The organism is Frateuria soli, assembly GCF_021117385.1.
In the GTDB taxonomy this organism is placed as follows: Bacteria; Pseudomonadota; Gammaproteobacteria; order Xanthomonadales; family Rhodanobacteraceae; genus Frateuria_A; species Frateuria_A soli.
The window spans coordinates 2438524-2455538 of record NZ_CP088252.1 but is presented as its reverse complement, the minus strand read 5'-3'; the positions used below and the strand labels follow the sequence as shown (position 1 = coordinate 2455538).

Annotated in this window: 16 protein-coding genes; 2 read left to right on the top strand and 14 right to left on the bottom strand. The window is 70.2% G+C overall.

Features of this window, described 5'->3' with window-relative positions:
* Positions 1-112 precede the first annotated feature (112 nt).
* Positions 113-1246 (top strand): succinyl-diaminopimelate desuccinylase, encoded by a 1134-nt coding sequence (gene dapE, locus LQ771_RS11340; protein WP_231349520.1) that lies wholly within the window; start codon positions 113-115, stop codon positions 1244-1246.
* 84 nt (positions 1247-1330) lie between these two features.
* Here the strand turns inward: dapE and LQ771_RS11335 are convergent, their stop codons facing one another.
* The 13 genes from LQ771_RS11335 to LQ771_RS11275 form a co-directional block, all read right to left on the bottom strand.
* On the bottom strand, positions 1331-2590 hold the full coding sequence (locus LQ771_RS11335) for an RNA polymerase sigma factor (protein ID WP_231349519.1): 1260 nt from the start codon (positions 2588-2590) through the stop codon (positions 1331-1333).
* A 134-nt stretch (positions 2591-2724) separates the two neighbouring features.
* Positions 2725-3150, bottom strand: coding sequence for a YciI family protein (locus LQ771_RS11330; protein ID WP_231349518.1), 426 nt, complete (start codon positions 3148-3150; stop codon positions 2725-2727).
* 96 nt (positions 3151-3246) lie between these two features.
* A complete protein-coding gene (gene tatA / locus LQ771_RS11325; protein WP_231349517.1) occupies positions 3247-3447 on the bottom strand; it encodes a twin-arginine translocase TatA/TatE family subunit in 201 nt (66 codons plus the stop codon).
* Between the two features lie 12 nt (positions 3448-3459).
* The gene (locus LQ771_RS11320; RefSeq protein ID WP_231349516.1) at positions 3460-4071 is read right to left on the bottom strand and encodes a nitrous oxide reductase accessory protein NosL; all 612 of its coding nucleotides are present in this window, start codon (positions 4069-4071) and stop codon (positions 3460-3462) included.
* A gap of 4 nt (positions 4072-4075) precedes the next feature.
* Positions 4076-4909 carry an ABC transporter permease gene (locus LQ771_RS11315; protein WP_231349515.1) on the bottom strand — a complete coding sequence of 278 codons (834 nt, stop codon included), beginning with the start codon at positions 4907-4909 and terminating at the stop codon, positions 4076-4078.
* Positions 4906-5835 (bottom strand): ABC transporter ATP-binding protein, encoded by a 930-nt coding sequence (locus LQ771_RS11310; protein ID WP_231349514.1) that lies wholly within the window; start codon positions 5833-5835, stop codon positions 4906-4908. The genes LQ771_RS11315 and LQ771_RS11310 overlap by 4 nt, the downstream gene beginning before the upstream one ends.
* Entirely contained in the window at positions 5832-7091 is a 1260-nt protein-coding gene (locus LQ771_RS11305; protein ID WP_231349513.1) for a nitrous oxide reductase family maturation protein NosD, read from the bottom strand. The genes LQ771_RS11310 and LQ771_RS11305 overlap by 4 nt, the downstream gene beginning before the upstream one ends.
* 53 nt (positions 7092-7144) lie before the next feature.
* On the bottom strand, positions 7145-9091 hold the full coding sequence (gene nosZ / locus LQ771_RS11300) for a TAT-dependent nitrous-oxide reductase (RefSeq protein WP_231349512.1): 1947 nt from the start codon (positions 9089-9091) through the stop codon (positions 7145-7147).
* Between the two features lie 36 nt (positions 9092-9127).
* A complete protein-coding gene (locus LQ771_RS11295; RefSeq protein WP_231349511.1) occupies positions 9128-11335 on the bottom strand; it encodes a NosR/NirI family protein in 2208 nt (735 codons plus the stop codon).
* Positions 11335-12402, bottom strand: a complete 1068-nt coding sequence (locus LQ771_RS11290; protein WP_231349510.1) for an FAD:protein FMN transferase — start codon at positions 12400-12402, stop codon at positions 11335-11337. The genes LQ771_RS11295 and LQ771_RS11290 overlap by 1 nt, the downstream gene beginning before the upstream one ends.
* A 51-nt stretch (positions 12403-12453) precedes the next feature.
* Positions 12454-12681: a hypothetical protein gene (locus LQ771_RS11285; RefSeq protein WP_231349509.1), complete on the bottom strand. Its 228-nt coding sequence runs from the start codon at positions 12679-12681 to the stop codon at positions 12454-12456.
* A gap of 127 nt (positions 12682-12808) precedes the next feature.
* Positions 12809-15223 carry a penicillin acylase family protein gene (locus LQ771_RS11280; protein ID WP_231349508.1) on the bottom strand — a complete coding sequence of 805 codons (2415 nt, stop codon included), beginning with the start codon at positions 15221-15223 and terminating at the stop codon, positions 12809-12811.
* Positions 15220-16011, bottom strand: coding sequence for a phosphodiester glycosidase family protein (locus tag LQ771_RS11275; RefSeq protein ID WP_231349507.1), 792 nt, complete (start codon positions 16009-16011; stop codon positions 15220-15222). The genes LQ771_RS11280 and LQ771_RS11275 overlap by 4 nt, the downstream gene beginning before the upstream one ends.
* Before the next feature lie 103 nt (positions 16012-16114).
* Between LQ771_RS11275 and LQ771_RS11270 the strand changes: the two genes are divergently transcribed.
* Complete coding sequence (locus LQ771_RS11270; protein ID WP_231351901.1) at positions 16115-16609, top strand: NUDIX hydrolase; 495 nt, start codon at positions 16115-16117, stop codon at positions 16607-16609.
* Between the two features lie 21 nt (positions 16610-16630).
* Here LQ771_RS11270 and LQ771_RS11265 read toward each other — a convergent pair whose 3' ends face one another.
* Positions 16631-17008 carry a VOC family protein gene (locus LQ771_RS11265; protein WP_231349506.1) on the bottom strand — a complete coding sequence of 126 codons (378 nt, stop codon included), beginning with the start codon at positions 17006-17008 and terminating at the stop codon, positions 16631-16633.
* Positions 17009-17015: the final 7 nt, after the last annotated feature.

Sequence of the window (17015 nt, the reverse complement as noted above, 5' to 3'; positions counted from 1 at the left end):
GCTCAGCGTTGGGGATTTTCCTGTAGGAGCGCGCCTGCGCGCGACGGTGAAGCATGGCGGTCGCGCACAGGTGCGCTCCTGCAGGGGTTTTGCAGGCAGGTGGGAGGTTTGCTTGAGCGACGTACTGGACTTGACCCGTGAGCTGATCGGCCGCCGCTCGGTGACGCCCGAGGATGCCGGCTGCCAGGCGCTGATCGCCGAGCGGCTCGCCCACGCCGGTTTCGCGGTCGAACACCTGCGCCACGGCGAGGTCGACAACCTCTGGGCGACGCACGGGCACGAGGGGCCGACGCTGGTCTTCCTCGGCCATACCGACGTGGTGCCCAGTGGTCCGGAGAGCGCGTGGCAGAGTCCGCCATTCGAGCCGGTCGTGCGCGACGGCCGGTTGTACGGTCGCGGCGCCGCCGACATGAAGGGTTCGGTCGCGGCGATGGCGCTGGCGCTCGAACGGTTCGTGATGGCGCATCCGCGGCACGCCGGTCGCGTCGCGCTGCTGCTGACCAGCGACGAGGAAGGCCCGACGAACCTGGATGGCGTGCGCCGCGTGGCCGAGACGTTCCGCGCGCGCGGGGAGCGGCTGGACTGGTGCGTGGTCGGCGAGCCCTCCTCGAAAGAGCGGCTGGGCGACCTGATCCGCGTCGGCCGCCGCGGCTCGCTCTCCGGCGCGCTCACCGTGCGCGGCGTGCAGGGTCACGTGGCCTACCCGGAGAAGGCGAAGAACCCGATCCACGCTTTCGCCCCGGCGCTGGCCGAACTGGCGGCCACCCGCTGGGACGGGGGCAACGCGGACTTCCCGCCGACCTCGTTCCAGGTGTCCAACCTCAATGCCGGCACGGGCGCCACCAATGTGATTCCCGGCGCACTCGTCGCACAGATCAACTTCCGCTACTCGACCGCCAGCACGGCCGCGGACCTGCGCGCGCGCACCGAAGCCGTCCTCGATCGCCACGGCCTGGACTGGCAACTGGACTGGAACCTCTCGGGCGAGCCCTTCCTCAGCCCCGCGAGCGGTCGCCTGCGCGAAGCGGTGCTTGGCGTCTGCCGCGAGCTGTGCGGCGTGGAGCCGGAGCAGAGCACCGGCGGCGGCACCTCCGACGGACGCTTCATCGCGCCGCTGGGCGCCGAGGTGGTGGAGCTGGGGCCGGTCAACGCGACCATCCACAAGGTGGACGAGTGCGTGGCGGTCGCCGATCTGGAGCGATTGCCGGGGCTGTATCTGGCCATCTGCGAGAGGTTGCTGGGCTAGCGGCTCTCGCGGCAGGCAGCGCCGGAACCCTTCTTCGCCCTCTGCCCTGCGGGAGGGGAAACAGGCCGGTAGCGAGGCCGGTTTCTATCCCGTCGTGCAGCCCGCCGCCCGCTGCAACATCACCGCGCGCTCCTGTGCGTTCTGCGTCAGCCCGGCGGCGCGCTCGAACTCGGCGCGGGCCTCGTCGCTCCGCCCCAGCCTCGCCAGCAGATCCGCCCGCACCGCCGGGAGCAGGTGATAGCCGGCCAGCGCCTTTTCCTCGCGCAAGGCATCGACCAGCGCCAGCCCCGCGGCGGGTCCCTCGGCCATCGACACTGCCACGGCGCGGTTGAGCTCCACCACCGGCGAGGGCGCCACCTGTGCCAGCCGGGCGTAGAGTGCGGCGATGCGCGGCCAGTCGGTCGCCTCGGCCGTGGTCGCGCGCGCGTGGCAGGCGGCGATCGCAGCCTGCAGTGCGTACGGGCCCTCGGTGCCGCCGAGCCGGCCGACGTGTTCGAGCGCCTCCAGCCCGCGGTGGATCAGCAACTGGTCCCACAGCGCCCGGTTCTGTTCCATCAACAGCACCGGGCGGCCATCGGCGCCCACGCGCGCATGGCTGCGCGAGGCCTGGATCTCCATCAATGCGAGCAGCCCCAGCACTTCAGGTTCGCGCGGCATCAGGCCGGCCAGCGTACGGCCCAGGCGCAGCGCCTCCTCGCACAACGCCGGGCGCATCCAGTCGTCGCCGGCGGTGGCGGTGTAGCCCTCGTTGAAGACCAGGTAGATCACGCCCAGCACCGCCGCCAGCCGCGTCTCCAGTTCGGCGCCGCGCGGCACTTCGAAGGGCACGCGCTTGTCGGCCAGGGTGCGCTTGGCGCGCACGATGCGCTGGGCGATGGTCGGCTCGGCGGTCAGGAAAGCGCGGGCGATCTCGGCGGTCGTAAGACCGCCAAGCAGGCGCAGGGTGAGCGCCACCTGCGCTTCGGTCGACAGCGCCGGGTGGCAGGCGGTGAAGATCAGCCGCAGCAGGTCGTCGCCGATGTCATCGTCGAGCGCTTCCAGGTTGGGCATGGTGAATGCCTCGTGCTCCGGGTCGCCATCCAGCGCCGCGTGCTTGCGCTCGACCAGCTGGCGGTGCCGCAGCAGGTCGATGCCGCGCCGCTTGGCCGTGGTCATCAGCCAGGCACCGGGGTTGTCCGGCACGCCCGAGGTCGGCCAGCGCTCCAGCGCCGCGACCAGCGCGTCCTGCGCCAGCTCCTCGGCAAGGTCGATGTCGCGCACGACGCGGATCAGCGCGGCGACCAGTTTGGGCGCTTCCATGCGCCAGACGGTTTCGATCGCGCGGTGGGTATCGGCTTGGCTCATGCCGCCGATCAGAACACCGCGACGCGCGTGCCGACAAGCACCTCGCCCGGGCCATCTCGCCGGCGATGCGCTTTTTCGATGGCTCCGGCAAACGGCATCGCCCACGGGCGGGCTTTGCCGGCGCAGGGGCGGGCTCAGGCTTTGCCGGCGATCTCGGCGCGCAGGCGCTCCTCGGTCGCGCGCAGCTCGGGCGTCAGCGCCTCGCCGAAGTCGTCAGCCTCGAACAGCGGGCGGATCTCGATCGAGCACTCGCCATCGAACGGCGGCGGGCAGCGGCGAACCCACTCCAGCGCCTCGTCCATCGAACGCACCTGCCACAGCCAGAAGCCGGCGATTAGCTCCTTGGTCTCGGCGAACGGGCCGTCCACCACGCTGCGGCCGTTGCCGGCGAAGTACACCCGCTTGCCCTCGGCGCTGGGCTTGAGCCCTTCGCCGGCCAGCATCACGCCGGCTTTCACCAGCTGTTCGTTGAACGCCGTCATGTCGGCCAGCAGCTTTTCGCTGGGCATCACGCCCGCCTCGGACGCGGCCGTGGCCCGGACCATCACCATGCATCGCATACGCCTTTCCTCCCGGTGAGCCGGCAAGGCCGGCTTTCACAGGCACGACGGACGGCCAGCTGCGAATTCGACACGCCGACCCCGTCGAGGTCGCCATCAGCGGCATTCGCGGACGTTGTCCTTGTCCAGCGGCACCGGGACCGCTGCGGCGGGATCGCCCTCCCGCATGCTCTTGCGGAAGCCGGCGATGGCCGTGCCCAGGTCGCGGCCGGCGTTGCGCAGCTTGCCGGTTCCGAAAAGCAGCACCACCACCGCAAGCAGCACGGCCCAGTGCCAGAAGCTGTCAAGTCCGAACATGGTCGAGTCCTCTCATGGGTAGTACGGTTCCGGGCCGGCGCGAAGGGAGTGGCCCTTGCCTGGCACGGTCGGAGCCTGGCATTGCAGGCCTGTGCCGGCGGCCGCGTCCCGGGCGGGGCAGCGGTAATCCAGTGCCGATACCAGCGCCGGCGTGATCTGCGCGAAGTCGAGCACGGCACCGCCGTGCCCGCGGACGAAGGCCGCGGCGGCGGCCCGGCTGGCGAACGGGGCCAGGGTCGGTCCCATCGAACCGGGGAGCGGCTGCCAGACCACATAGGAGGCCTGGCGCGCATCGACGAAGCTGACTGCCGCGTGGGCGGGGTGTTGCCAGTCGATGCGCGTGCTGTCCTGGACGAACAGCGCCTCCAGCGACGCCTGATTCTCCGGTTGCAGCACGTAGGCGAAGAAGTCGCGGGTCGAATCGAACACGAGCGGCTTGTCGCGTCCGGCCAGGAAGGCCTCGGCGCGCGGGCCGGGCGAGTCCTCCAGGTACATCCCGCAAACGGCACAGGCGTCGTCGGGGTGCGTGTCCACCGCGTGCCGCGCGGGCGCCGGGTCGCCGCGGCAGCCGGCAAGCAAGACCAGCGCGAGCACCAGCGTGGCGCGGGTCGGTATCGGGTTCATCGTGTCAGATCTCCTTGCGCCGGAACGCGAGCATCGCCCACGCGAACGGTGTCGCCGCCCAGCCCAGCAGCACCAGGCACAACAGGGTTGGCGAATAGGCGTGATGCGCGGTCATGCCGGTGAGCAGGTCGTTGCCCGCGCCCTCGCCCAGCGCGGTGAGGTTGACCAGGCGGAACACGTCCACCGGGTTGAGCAGCAGCAGGTACGGGTACACGGCACGCTCGAACGGGGTGCCGCCGCTGACCACCAGCAGCGCCAGCAGGGCCAGGTCGAACAGCACCACGGTAGCCAGCCAGCCGATCAGCGCCAGCCCGGCGGCGCGCGCCTTGTCGGCAGTCTGCACGCTGATCAGGCAGGCCAGCCCCACGAAGCAGGCGCCCAGCAGCGAGGCGCTGGCGACGAAGCGGCCGATCTGCAGCCACGCCTGCGCCATCTGCGCGGCCGGCTGCATCCACTGCATGATCGCCACCGCCAGCCCGAAGCCGGCCAGCGTGGCCACCGCCAGCGCGCTGCAGTGGCCGAGGAACTTGCCCGCCACCAGCTGTCCGCGCGAGAGCGGATAGCTCAGCATCAGCAGCAGCGTGCCGTCGTCGCGCTCGCCCACCACCGAGTCGTAGGCGATCAGCAGGCCGATCAGCGGAATCACGAATGCGCCCAGCGTGGTCAGGCTGGCCAGCGTGGCGTCGAACGAGGTGAAGCCCACGCGTCCGGCCGCGGCGCTGCCGAACCAGGCGATGCCCAGTGCCAGCAGCGCGAACAGGACGGTGAGCGCGATCGTCCAGCGGTTGCGGAAGTCGTCGCGGAACTCCTTGGCGGCGACGGTGAGGACCGGGTTCATGCGGCCACCTGGGTGGAGAGTTGCGGACCGGCGCCGAGCCAGTCGTAGAGCTGCGCCAGGGTGGGTTCGCGCACGTCCAGGTCGACGACGGCCGGATCGGCCAGCAGCTCGCGCAGCGTGCGCAGCTTGCTGGCGCGCGGCACTTCCAGTTCCAGCCGGCCATCGGGACGCGGCCGTGCGCTGAGGCCGCCGGCCTGCAGCCGCGCGATCAACTCGCCCGCGGCCTGCTCGCGCGGGCGCAACAGCACCTGCGCCGGCAGCGCGGCCTGCTCGCCCAGCGCGTGCAGGCTGCCGGCGGCCAGCAGCCTGCCCTGGCGCAGGATCAGCGCGCCGTCGATGTGCGGCTCCAGCTCGGCCAGCAGGTGCGAGGAGAGCAACACGCAGCGGCCGTCCGCCCGCAGCTCGCCGACGATGCGGTAGAGCTCGCGGGTGGCCTGCGGGTCCAGGCCGGTGGTCGGCTCGTCCAGCAGCACCAACTCGGGCGAGCCGAGCAGCGCCTGCGCCAGGCCCACGCGCTGGCGCATGCCCTTCGAATAGGTGCCGATGCGCCGGTCGGCGGCGTGTGCCAGGCCGACACGCTCCAGCAGCACCGCCACCTGCGCGCGCGGCGCCTGCTTGAGCCGCGCCAGGTAGTCCAGCAGCTCGCGCGCGGTGAGGTTGGCGTAGAAGGTGGCGCTCTCGGGCAGGTAGCCGATGCGCCGGCGCAGGGCATGCGCGCGCCAGGGTGCTTGGCCGAGTACTTCAAGGCGGCCGCCGCTGGGCGCGATCAGTCCCAGGATCAGCTTGAGCAGCGTGGACTTGCCTGCGCCGTTGTGGCCGAGCAGCCCGATCACCTGGCCGCGTGGTACGCGCGCGCTGATGCCGTCGAGCGCGGCGAGCGTGCCGTAGCGCTTGGCCAGGCTGTCCAGTTCGATCGCGTGGTTCATGGTCGTGGGGCTTTCATCAGCGGGTGGCTGTCCTGCACCGAGGGCGGCGTGAACACCGGGAAGGCGCGTTGCACGTAGCGCATCAGCAGCACCGAGGGGCTGGACATCAGGTTGCGCGCGGACGGGTACTTCCAGAGCAGCACGTCGACGCCGTCGTTGGGGCGGAAGGGAACGTCGCCGATGCCGTCGGCGTCCAGGTCCCAGCCCAGGTAGTCGCTCCAGAAATTGCCGCGGCCGCGCTCGGACCACTCCTGCGCCAGGTTCTGCACGTACTTCACCTGCAGCCGGTTGTCCTCGAAGCGGTTGGCCCGGAAGCGGTTGCTCTCCGATCCGGCGGTCACGTGGATGCCGATCTGCGAGTCGGCCACGAGGTTGTCGTGGAAGCTGTTGAACTGCGAGAGGTAGACGAACAGGCCCTTGCCCTCGGTGCCCTCGATGGTGCCGCCGGCGTCGTCGCTCTGGCCGTTGATGCGGTACACGCGGTTGCCGGCGACCTCGCTGTGGGAGATGTAGTTGAGCAGGAAGCCGTAGGAGCCCTCGTCCTCGGAGCTGTTGCCGATCACCTTCAGGTGATGCGAGGCCATCAGCGCGTAGCCGGCGAGGTTGCCGCGGCTGACGTTGTCCAGCAGCAGGTTGTGCTGGGAATACATGTAGTGCACGCCGTAGCGCACGCCGTGCACCAGGTTGCGCGCGATGGTGTTGCCCGAGCTTACGTAGACGTAGATGCCGTCGCGCGTGCCGGCCACGTCGTTGCCCTCGATGGTGCAGCCGCTGTCGTTCCACAGGTGGATGCCGTCGCCACGGTCGGCTACGCGCAGGTTGCGCAGGCCGCGGACGACGTTGCGCTCGACGCGCACGTTGGAGGCGCCGTCGAGGTAGATGCCGAACAGGCTCGCTTCGACGCGGTTGGCGCGGATGACCACGTCGCGCGCCTTGCGCTCGATGTAGATGCCGGCGTTCATGGCGGTGAGGTCGGTGCCGCTGCGCCGGACGATCAGATCTCGCACGGTGACGTTGGCGGCGCTGATGCGAAGCACGTCGCCGCGGCCGCCGCCGTCGAGGATCGCACCGGGTTCGCCCACCAGCGTGATGGGCCTTTCAAGCTTCAGGTGCACCGCGTGCACGCCCGCCGGCACGCGGACGGTGGCGCCGGCGGGCGCTGCGGCCACGACCTGTTCGAGCAGGTCGCCCGCCCACGCGGGCGCGACCAGCAGGATGGCCAGCAGGGCAGTGGACAGGGCGCGGAACAGGTTCACCAGGCATCACCGGCCAGCCCTGCCGCCGCGTGCGCGGCGGCAGGGCTCGAGGCTCAGGCCTCCACCAGCATCCGCCCGCTCATCTCCATGTGCATGGCATGGCAGAAGAACGTGCAGTAGTACCAGAACACCCCCGCCTTGTCGGCGGTGAAGGTGACCGAGGAGGTGGCGCCGGGGCTGATCTCCATGTTGATGCCGTAGTTGGCGATGCAGAAGCCGTGCGCCAGGTCCTCCACGCCGTCGATGTTGGTCACCACCACGGTGACCTCGTCGCCCTTCTTCACCTTGAAGCTGCCCATGCCGAAGATCGGCGCGGCGGACGTCATGTAGACGAACACCTTGCGGCCTTCGCGGATGACCTTGCTGTCGGCCAGCACGTTGATGCCGTGGCGCCTGGCCATGGCAATCGTTTCGGCGAAGTAGGGATCGTCGCGGTCCCAGCGGCGCTTGACCTTGTCCGCCAGCACCCGCCGGTGGACCAGGGTGACGTCGTGCGGCTCGGCGTACACCGGGCCGTCGGCGACCAGTTTCATGGTCTCGCCGGAGATGTCGATGAGCTGGTCGTTGTCCGGGTGCAGCGGGCCGGTGGACAGGAAGCGGTCCTTGGAGAACTTGTTGAGCGAGACGAGCCACTTGCCGTCGGCATCGCGCGATTCGCCCATCGAGGTGTGGCAATGGCCGGGCTGGTAGGCGACGTCGATCTTCTGGCGCAGGTAGTTGACCTTCTTGCCGGCGTAGGCGGCGATCGCGTCCTCGATGTTCCACTTGGCGATCTGGCTGTCGATGAACAGCGTGGTGTAGCCGTTGCCGCGGCCGTCGTAGGCGGTGTGCAGCGGCCCCAGGCCCAGCTCCGGCTCGGCTACCACGGTGTCGCGCGGGTCCTTGAGCTTGCCGGCGAACCAGTCGTCGACCAGCGCCCAGCTGATCACCGTCACGGTGGGGGAAAGCTTGCCGTTGGCCACCACGTACTTGCCGTCCGGGGTGGCATTGATGCCGTGCGGGCTCTTGGGCACCGGGATGTAGAGCGTCAGCGGCGAACCGTGGCGGCCGTCCACCACCGGCACCCTGGAGTCGCCGATGGTCTTGAACTTGCCCTGCTTCACGGCCTCCTCGATGCGCGCGATGTTGAACACCACCGCCCAGTCGCGCTCGGCCTGCATGGTGCCCGGCAGGTCCATGCCGTGCTCGGAGTTGTAGCAGGTGGAGATCGCGTACTTGCCCGCGTAGTCGGCCTCGGTGTTGTCCAGGTTGCCGTCCACCAGCACCTGCCACTTCACTTCCATGGTGTCACCGTCGATGGCGCTGAACATGGTCTGGTACTTGTCCGTGTCCTCCAGCCCGTGGCCGTCGTTGGGCTGGGGGATCAGGAACTCGGCGTTGGCGAAAACGTAGCCGGTGCGCGGCGCACGCTGCACGCGCAGGCCGTGGATCGATTGCACGTTGGGAATCTCGACGATGCGATCGGTGCGCATCACGTCGCAGCGGATGCGCGCCACGCGGCTGTGCGCCTTGTCGTTGATGAACACGTAGCGTCCGTCGTAATGGCCGTCGGTCTGGCTCATGTGCGGATGGTGGCAGTCCCCGCCGGGCGGGAAGTTGGCGCCGAGCACGCGCTTGCTCTCATTGGTGACGCCCCAGCCGATGGTGAAGTCGGGGTTGAACACCGGGATGCGCATCAGCTCGCGCATCGAGGGCAGACCGACCAGGCGGATCTCGCCGGACTGGCCGCCGCTCCAGAAGCCGTAGTACTCGTCGAGCTGGCCGGGTGCGACGTGGTCGGAAGCCGCCGCATGCTCGTGCTCCTCCTGCTCGTCCTTGTCGTGCCCCTCCTCGTGGTCGGGTCGGGTGCCCTTCGCATTGCGGCTCCCCAGCGCAAACCCGCCCACCAGCCCGCCGGCGCCGGCAAGGCCGGCCAGCGCGCTGGTCTTGATGAAGTTGCGGCGCGCCGGGTCGGCGGATGCCTCGCCCGGGCCAGGGTTCTTGTTCGATTCGTCGTGCATGGCTTCCATCCGTTGGGGCAGGTTGGCTTGCAGGGGTCAGTCGGCGACGGTCGTCGGCTGGGGCGTTTCCGGCGCGGACGCCGGGGTAATCGTCAGCACCGGCGTGGGCAGCGGTCGCGCGGCGCGTTCGCGCTTCTTGCGCTGCTGCACCAGCGGCGGGCACTTGTGGTCGTTGACGCGGGTGACCTGGCAATCCAGGCAGTAGTGGCATTCGTTGAAGTCGATACGGCCGTCCGCATGGATTGCCTTGATCTCGCATTCGTTGGCGCAGACCTGGCAGGGCTTGCCGCACTCGGGCCGGCGGCGCAGCCATTCGAACAGGCGCCAGCGTCCGGACACCGCCAGTCCCGCGCCCAGCGGGCACACGTAGCGGCAGTAGAACTTGTGGTTGAAGGCCGAAATCCCGGTCAGCACCACCGCGTAGAGGACGTAGCTCCAGGAACGGGCGAAATGCAGGTTGATCGCGGTCTTGAACGGCTCGATCTCGGCGTAGTGCTCGGCGGTGTTGAGCGACTGCAGCGACATGCCGAACAGCACCAGCAGGATGACGTACTTGAGCGCCCACAGCCGCTCGTGCACCGCCCTGGGGAACTCGAACTGCGGCACGCGCAGGCGCTTGGCGACCTTGCTCACCAGCACCTGCAGCGCACCGAACGGGCACAGCCAGCCGCAGTACACGCCGCGCCCGAGCAGCAGCAGCGTGGCCGCCACGAACACCCACAGGATGAAGATCAGCGGGTCCATCAGGAAGGTCTCCCAATGGAAGCCGTGCAGCAGCGACTGGATGAAGGTGAAGATGTTCACCACCGACAGCTGCGCCAGCCCGTGCCAGCCGATGAACACCAGCGTGTAGACCAGGAAGCCCGTGCGCACGCGTTCGAGCAACACCGGGTATTTCACGATCCAGTCCTGGAACACCAGGATCAGCGTGAGCACGGCCAGTCCGCCCAGCAGCAGGGCGATATCGACGCGCCGGCCGTACCAGATCTTCTGCCACAACGCGGCGTTGGCCGGTGGCGCACCGGCCGCGGATTCCGCGGTCGCTTCCGGTCGCGTGGTGTACGCCGCCGGCATGCGGTAGTCGCGGGTGAAGGTGTGATAGATGCTCCGCAGCGGGCCGACCTGGCGATTGACCAGCAGCTGCAGCGTCCACGGCCGCGTGGCGTCGAAGCCGGGGATGCCGGCCGTGGCCCCGCTGCGCACGATGAAGATCGCCTGCTCCCTGAATTCCGGCATGCCGCGCAACTGCGGATCGTTCAGCGCCACCAGGTCGGAGTCCTTGAACAGCACCAGCTTGCCGTCCTGCAGCAGGTGCACGCGGTCGAAGATGCCGCCGCGCACGTAGCCCAGGCCCTTGAACGAGTAGATGCCGTTGGCCATCACCGCGAGTGCGCTGTCGCCGGGCTTGAGGTGCTTCATCAGGTCGGCGTAGGCCTGTGCGCCGAGCAGGTTGCGGCCGACCGTGGGCGGGGTGACGTCGGCGAAGTACAGGTCGATGAAGGTCTGCTCGCCCTCGTCCTCGTCCCTGGGCGGCGCGGTGGGGTCGTCGACCAGGCCGCTCTCGGGCTGGCCCTTGAATGCCTCGGTGATGGCCTGGCGCGCCAGGCGCAGGTGGCCGATCGCACCGTTGCCGGTCAGCGTCTTCCAGTCGGCGTCCTGGTAGTAGTTGGCGCGCACCGCGGCGGTGGCCGCACCGGTGTCGGCCGCGCCGGCGATCAGCTTGCGTGAGGCGGCCACTTTCAGCGCCGAGTTCATGATGGTTTCGTTGACCACCATCGAGGTCACCGTGGCGCTGCTGATCGCATCGATGCGCACGCTGCCGCTGGCGCCGCCACCGACCACGATCTTGTCGTCCACGCGATGGCCGATGTAGCGGGCGACGAAGTCGTACAGTTTCTGCACCGGAATGCCGACCAGCAGGATCGGCTCGTGCTGCTCCAGCACGCGCGCGTCGCGGATGCTGCCGTCGGTGCCGATCGAGACCAGCAGGTTGATCGGCGCGCCCGAGTAGGCCGGCACCGGCGCCACCATCACCGTCTCGAACACGTAGCCGATCACCTTGTCGCCCTGGTACACCGCGGCGGCCGGCGGCGTGCCCTCGATGTCGCCGTAGCGGGTGGCCTGCGGGAACACCTGGTGCAGCTGCGGGTACTTCGCGTCGATGCCGGCCAGCGCGGCGGGCGCGAGCAACAGCAGGCACAGCGCCAGCAGCAGGCGCCCGACGGATGAGCGTGGCGTGTGCATCACACCTGCTCCGCCTGGCCGGCGATCAGCGGCAGCTCGCGCGAGCGCCAGCGCCGCTCGCCGGTGCGCGAGAACGCCAGCCACTGGTGATCCTGCGACGCCATCAGCGAAGACAGTTGCGGCAGTTCCAGCGAAAACGCCGCCGTGCTCATGCCGTCGGCCAGCACCGAGCGCTGCGCCATCACGGTCACGCTCGAATAGCTCTGCGGCGACCAGCCGGTGCGCGGGTTGACGATATGGAACAGGCGCCGGTCGGCGGAGAAGAACACCCGGTAGTTGCCGGAAGTGGATAGCGCCGCGTTGCGCACCTGCAGCACCGCTGCCACGCGACCGACGTCGGACGGGTCGACGATGCCGACGTTCCAGTGCCGCTCGGGGTCGTTGCCGCAGATCGCGTGGATGTCGCCGCCGGCGTCGATCAGGCCGTACTCGATGCCTTTGCCGCGCAGCGCGGCGATGCCCTGGTCGACCACGTGGCCCTTGGCGATGCCGTCCAGCGTGACCGCCATGCCCGGCCGCAGCAGCCGCGCGCCGCGCGCATCGAGCGCGAGGTCGCGGTAGCCGACCAGCGCGTCGCGGTCACCAGCCACGCGCTGCTCGCGGGCGTCGGTGCGGCGGGTGCCGCGCAGCGTCTCGAAATAGCGCAGCACCGGCAGCACCGTCGGGTCGAACGCGCCCCCGGTCAGCCGCGAGAGCGAGAGTGCCTGGCGCAGCACGGTGTCCAGTTGCGCGGGAACCTGCGCCAGCTGGCCGTCGCGGTTGAGTCGCGCCAGCGGGCTGGCCGGGTCGAAGCGGGTCAGCTCGGCGGCGGTCGCCGCCATGCGCGCGAACGCCACCTCGATCGCCGCGCCGGCGGCCTGCACGTCGTCGGCCAGGCAGGTCACCGAAACGGAGGTCTGCATCAGCGTGCGCTCGCGGCGCACCTGCCACAGGTTCTGCCTGCGCTTGAGCACCGCCCAGCCGCCGCCAGCGAGCAGGCCGCCGGCGATGGCGAGCTGACCGGCCTGCCGCAGCAATCGCCGGCGCTCGGGCGAACGCGGTTCGGAGGGATCGATGGAGCGTTGCATGGGAGGATCTCCCGGTGTGCGTCTTGGTGCGAGTGCGAAAGCTTCGGGACGTCAGGCCACGCGGGCTGCGACGCGTGGTGGCGGCTGCGCCACGACGTCGGTGCTTTCGGCTTCGCGCACGTCCAGGCGCCGCTGCAGCGCCGGGCGGGCGGTCGTGTACTGCAGGGGTGCGCTGTCGCCGGGGCTGGGGTGCGCGCGCAGCCCGAGCAGGCCCAGCTCGAAGACCTGGAACAGGCCGACGGGGCCGGCTCCGACAATGAGGGCGTTGCACTGGATCACCGCAGGAACCCGTCCGGGAGTACGGCGGGATCATGCGCAGCCGTGCCGGCCGCACTCTTGACCTCGGTCATATCCGGCCGGCCGCCCCGATGCGGCCGAACGTCGCATCGGGCTTGCGGGCGGGGAACTACTTCGGGGGCCGCAGCGTCATCCGCCAGCGTGCCGGGCCGGGCCGCAGGGGCGTGGGACGGCCCTTGACCCAGTCGGCATGGCCGGCCCCGTAGAAGGGGGAGAGCGGGTGGTCGCTCTGCCCGGACGGCATCTCCATGATGCCCCGGTCCTCGTGGCCCGGCGCCACCACGAGCCGTTCGGAAGCGCCGAATCCCGGCTCAGCCACGCGCGGCATGTTGGCATCGCCCGGCATGGGCGTCTGCGGCATGTCCAGGAAGCGCGACAGGAAGTGCGGCAGGGCGGGCGAGAGCGCATGGCGGATGCCGGCAGGATTGACCTCGCCCCAGGTGCGGGCGGCCAGGCCGCCGGGCTGCTTGCCCAGGGTGGATGCCACATGCGTGGCGGCTGCCCGCAGCAGGGCGTTCCAGTCCGGGTAGCGCGGATCGAGCAGCCAGGCCGGCTGGTTGCGCAGCAGGGACCACACCGCGGCCTCGCCGTTGCCACCGCCGGAGGGCCAGGCGAACCGGGGATAGCGCGCCTTGACCCGGGCGACGAACGGCGCCAGCGCCCGCCGGTGCACCTCCCACCGGAAGGCGCGCACCAGCCGGTAGTCGACGCTGTCCGGCGAGGCACGGTTGCCCCAGCGGGCCGTGCGCTCGCGCAGCGGCGTGAGGGTGGCATCGTGCGTGCCGGCCAGGGTGTCCTGCAGCAGGCGCTGCCAGGGCGTGAGGAAGATGGCGCGATCGTCCAGCTGGATGTCGAGCAGGTCGCCGGGGCTGAATGCGCCGTGCATGCGCAGGTCGTCGCGGATCTGCTGCGCACGCGCCCCGAGATCGTGGCCACCGTCGCCGAGCAGCGCCAGCGCGGGGCCGTCGACGGTGCGGTTGTTGGCTGTCCATAACCGGTCATCGTCGGGATCGACGACGCGCGGGTACTGCGCGGGCGCCGCCCATCCCTGCCAGCCGCTGCCCGCCCGCGACCAGTCCGCCGGTTGCTGCGGATCGGTGCCCGGCGGGCGCAGGGGAATCGCATTGCCGGCCAGCGTCCAGCCGATGTGGCCTTCGTGGTCCGCGACCAGCAGGTTCTGCGGCGGCATGCCCAGGGTCGGCGCCAGGTCCAGTGCCGCGGCGACGCCGGGTGCGCGCTCGAGCTGCATCAGGCCCAGGTTGTAGGCATGCGGGTCCTGCGCGATCCACGCCAGGGCCAGTGGCGTGCCATCGGTGTCCCTGGCGAGGATCGGGCCCCAGCGCGTGGCCTGCACGTCGAGCATGCGGTCGGGCGCGCCTTTGACGTGGATGCGTTCGGCGTGGTGTTCGATCCTCGCCCAGCCGCCCGGCACCTTGTAACGCGAGGGATCGGCCGGGTCGCGCGTGACCCGCACCCAGTCCAGCCAGTCGCCGTAGCTGTTGGTGAAGCCCCAGGCGATCTGTCCGTTCGAACCGACGACCAGCGCCGGCATGCCGGGCAGGGTCACCCCCACCGCGTCGCGGGTGCCGCCCGGCGCGCCGGCATCCGGGTAGCGAAGGCGCGCGCGGAACCAGATGGCCGGCACGCGCAGGCCCAGGTGCATGTCGTTGGCCAGCATCGCAGCGCCGGTGTCGGTGATCCGGCCGCCGACCGCGAAGCTGTTGCTGCCGGGAAAGCGGGCTTCCAGCGCGGGCGCGAGCGCGCCGGCGACGGCCACGCTCGTCGCGGGCGCAGGCTGTCCGCGCAGGTCGTACACGGTCGCGCCGGGCAGCAGCGGCGGGCGCGAGAGCATTCCGGCCAGGGGTGCTTCCCAGTCCGGGTCGGGCGCGAGCAGGAAGTCGACGAGCGGCTCCGGTAGCACGGCCCGCATGCGTGCGATGTCCAGCTCGCGCTTGTTGTGGCCGTGGCCGTTGAGATCCAGGTACATCGCGCCGATCACCAGCAGGCAGTCCTCCGAGCGCCACGGCTGCGGCTTGCCGCCCGTCAGGAAGTATTCCCACGGCTTCTCGCGCAGGTCGGCCAGTCCCGCGTTGACGCCATCGCGATAGCGGTCCAGCACCTTCCTCTGCTCCGGCGCCATTGCGGCGTAGGCCGCCTCGGCCACCGCGCGCAGGCGGTGGCGACGGAAGTCCAGATCCGTCTCGAGCGCCGCCGGGCCAACCAGCGCGGCCAGCTCGCCGGCCGCGGCGCGGCGCATCAGGTCCATCTCGAACCAGCGCTCCTGCGCGTGCACGAAACCCAGCGCGTAGGTGGCATCGGCACGGCTGCGCGCATCGATGGTGACGCTGCCGCTGGCGTCGCGCGCGACCTTCACCGGCGCGGCCAGGCCCGCCACATCCACTTCGCCCTCCAGCCGCGCGCGGCTGCCGGCCAGCAGGTTCCAGCCGGTGGCGAGCGCCGCGGCCAGCAGCACCAGCCCCCCCAGTGCGAGGGTACGCCGCCACGGAAAGCGGCGGCGGCTCATTCGGGCGCGAATACCGCGAACATACCGGCGTAGGGCTTGACCATGAAGGCCGGCGCCCCGGCGTAGCCCGCTTCGCCCAGGTAGAACCGGGAGATGGTGCCATCGAGGAACAAGGCGTCGCGGCAGCCCAGCTCATCGCGGAACAGCCGCGCGAAGGTGTGGAAGTTGACCGGTGCCTCGCTCACCGCGAACACCACGTTTTGCGGCGTGCGCGCGCACACGCCGCTGCGCCACTTGAGGCTGTCCGAGTCGTGCACGAAGGCCGGGTTGATCTTGCCGTCGATCACCAGCATCGGGCCCGACTGCGTGGCCCACTGTGCCTTGCGCCCGCCGTCCCTGAACGCGGCACTGGTCTGGACCGCGGCCTTGCCGTCCGGATAGATCGCGAACACGCCGTTGGGCAGCAACGAGAAATTGCCGGCGGCGGGATTGCCATGGGCCATGTTGAGCGGCACCAGCACCTTGCCGTCCTCGACGTACAGTCCCAGCGGCTTGAACGCCGCGTCGTAGATGCCGGCGTTGGCGGCGAACAGCAGTCGCCGCCCGTGCCTTTCGCCCCACTGTTGCAGGCCCTCGATGCTGCCGAACGGCTCGCCGCTGTCGGGTGCGCGCCAGTGCAGGGTGAGCGGCTCGCGTTTCAGGTCGATGCTGACCACGCGGTAGTTCTGCCCCTCGAACGCGCGCTCCTCGCTGTCCAGCGCGCGGGCCTGCGGTGCGCAGCCGGCCAGGGCGGCCAGCAGCAGGGAGACGATCAAGGCCAATGGCGGGCGGGGGACGGAACGGATCATGTCACGATGGTCGCCGCCCGGGCGCGACAGGCGCAAGTGTGCGCACGGGCGCGTGTTCAGGCCCGGCGCTACACTTGCCGCTTTGCCGCTGCTTTCCCCGCCGATGTCGACCGCCTACTGCCCGATCGTCGCCACCCTCGGCTACGTGCTCTCGCCCGACCGCGAACACGTGCTGATGATCCACCGCAATGCCCGGCCGGACGACCAGCACCTGGGCAAGTACAACGGGCTGGGTGGCAAGATGGAGCCGGGCGAGGACATCGCCGCCTGCATGCGCCGCGAGATCCGCGAGGAGGCCGGCATCGAATGCACCTCGATGCGCCTGCGCGGCACGCTCAACTGGCCCGGCTTCGGCAAGCAGGGCGAGGACTGGCTGGGTTTCATCTTCCTGATCGACGGCTTCGAGGGCACCTGCCACGCCGGCAACCACGAAGGCACGCTGCAGTGGGTGCCGCGCGCGCGACTGATGGAACTGCCGATGTGGGAAGGCGACCGGCATTTCCTGCCACTGGTGTTCGACGACGACCCGCGGCCGTTCCATGGCGTGATGCCGTACAAGGACGGGCGGATGCAGTCGTGGTCGTACAGCCGCCTTTGAGCCGGCGGCGGCGCGCCGGAGTCACCGGGTGGAATGCAGGCCGATCATGTTTCCTTCGGTGTCCACCGCCAGCGCGATGAAACCGTAGGGTCCGATCGGGAACTTGTCCTTTTCGACCTTGCCGCCCTGCGCGGCGACGCGGCCGGCTTCCACCGCGCAGTCCTGGCAGGAGAAATAGACCAGCGTGCCGTTGCCGCCCGAGGGCATGCCCTCCATCTTCGCCAGCGCGCCGGCCGCGCCCGTGCCGCCCTGCTGCATCGGGAAGGCCCACATCTCCACGGGACTGGAGCCGGGTGCCTCCAGCTTTTCCAGCTTCACGGCGAGCACGGCCTCGTAGAAGGCTTTCGCACGCGGCATGTCCTGTACGTAGATTTCGAACCAGCCGACGGGGTTCCGCATGGCCCTG

Bases quoted from the DNA above. Each gene is read 5' to 3' on its own strand.
- LQ771_RS11290 (WP_231349510.1), bottom strand. From the start codon at position 12,402: ATGCAACGCTCCATCGATCCCTCCGAACCGCGTTCGCCCGAGCGCCGG.
- LQ771_RS11330 (WP_231349518.1), bottom strand. From the start codon at position 3,150: ATGCGATGCATGGTGATGGTCCGGGCCACGGCCGCGTCCGAGGCGGGC.
- LQ771_RS11295 (WP_231349511.1), bottom strand. From the start codon at position 11,335: ATGCACACGCCACGCTCATCCGTCGGGCGCCTGCTGCTGGCGCTGTGC.
- LQ771_RS11265 (WP_231349506.1), bottom strand. From the start codon at position 17,008: ATGCGGAACCCCGTCGGCTGGTTCGAAATCTACGTACAGGACATGCCG.
- LQ771_RS11320 (WP_231349516.1), bottom strand. From the start codon at position 4,071: ATGAACCCGATACCGACCCGCGCCACGCTGGTGCTCGCGCTGGTCTTG.
- LQ771_RS11270 (WP_231351901.1), top strand. From the start codon at position 16,115: ATGTCGACCGCCTACTGCCCGATCGTCGCCACCCTCGGCTACGTGCTC.
- tatA (WP_231349517.1), bottom strand. From the start codon at position 3,447: ATGTTCGGACTTGACAGCTTCTGGCACTGGGCCGTGCTGCTTGCGGTG.
- nosZ (WP_231349512.1), bottom strand. From the start codon at position 9,091: ATGCACGACGAATCGAACAAGAACCCTGGCCCGGGCGAGGCATCCGCC.
- LQ771_RS11275 (WP_231349507.1), bottom strand. From the start codon at position 16,011: ATGATCCGTTCCGTCCCCCGCCCGCCATTGGCCTTGATCGTCTCCCTG.
- LQ771_RS11335 (WP_231349519.1), bottom strand. From the start codon at position 2,590: ATGAGCCAAGCCGATACCCACCGCGCGATCGAAACCGTCTGGCGCATG.
- LQ771_RS11310 (WP_231349514.1), bottom strand. From the start codon at position 5,835: ATGAACCACGCGATCGAACTGGACAGCCTGGCCAAGCGCTACGGCACG.
- LQ771_RS11280 (WP_231349508.1), bottom strand. From the start codon at position 15,223: ATGAGCCGCCGCCGCTTTCCGTGGCGGCGTACCCTCGCACTGGGGGGG.
- LQ771_RS11315 (WP_231349515.1), bottom strand. From the start codon at position 4,909: ATGAACCCGGTCCTCACCGTCGCCGCCAAGGAGTTCCGCGACGACTTC.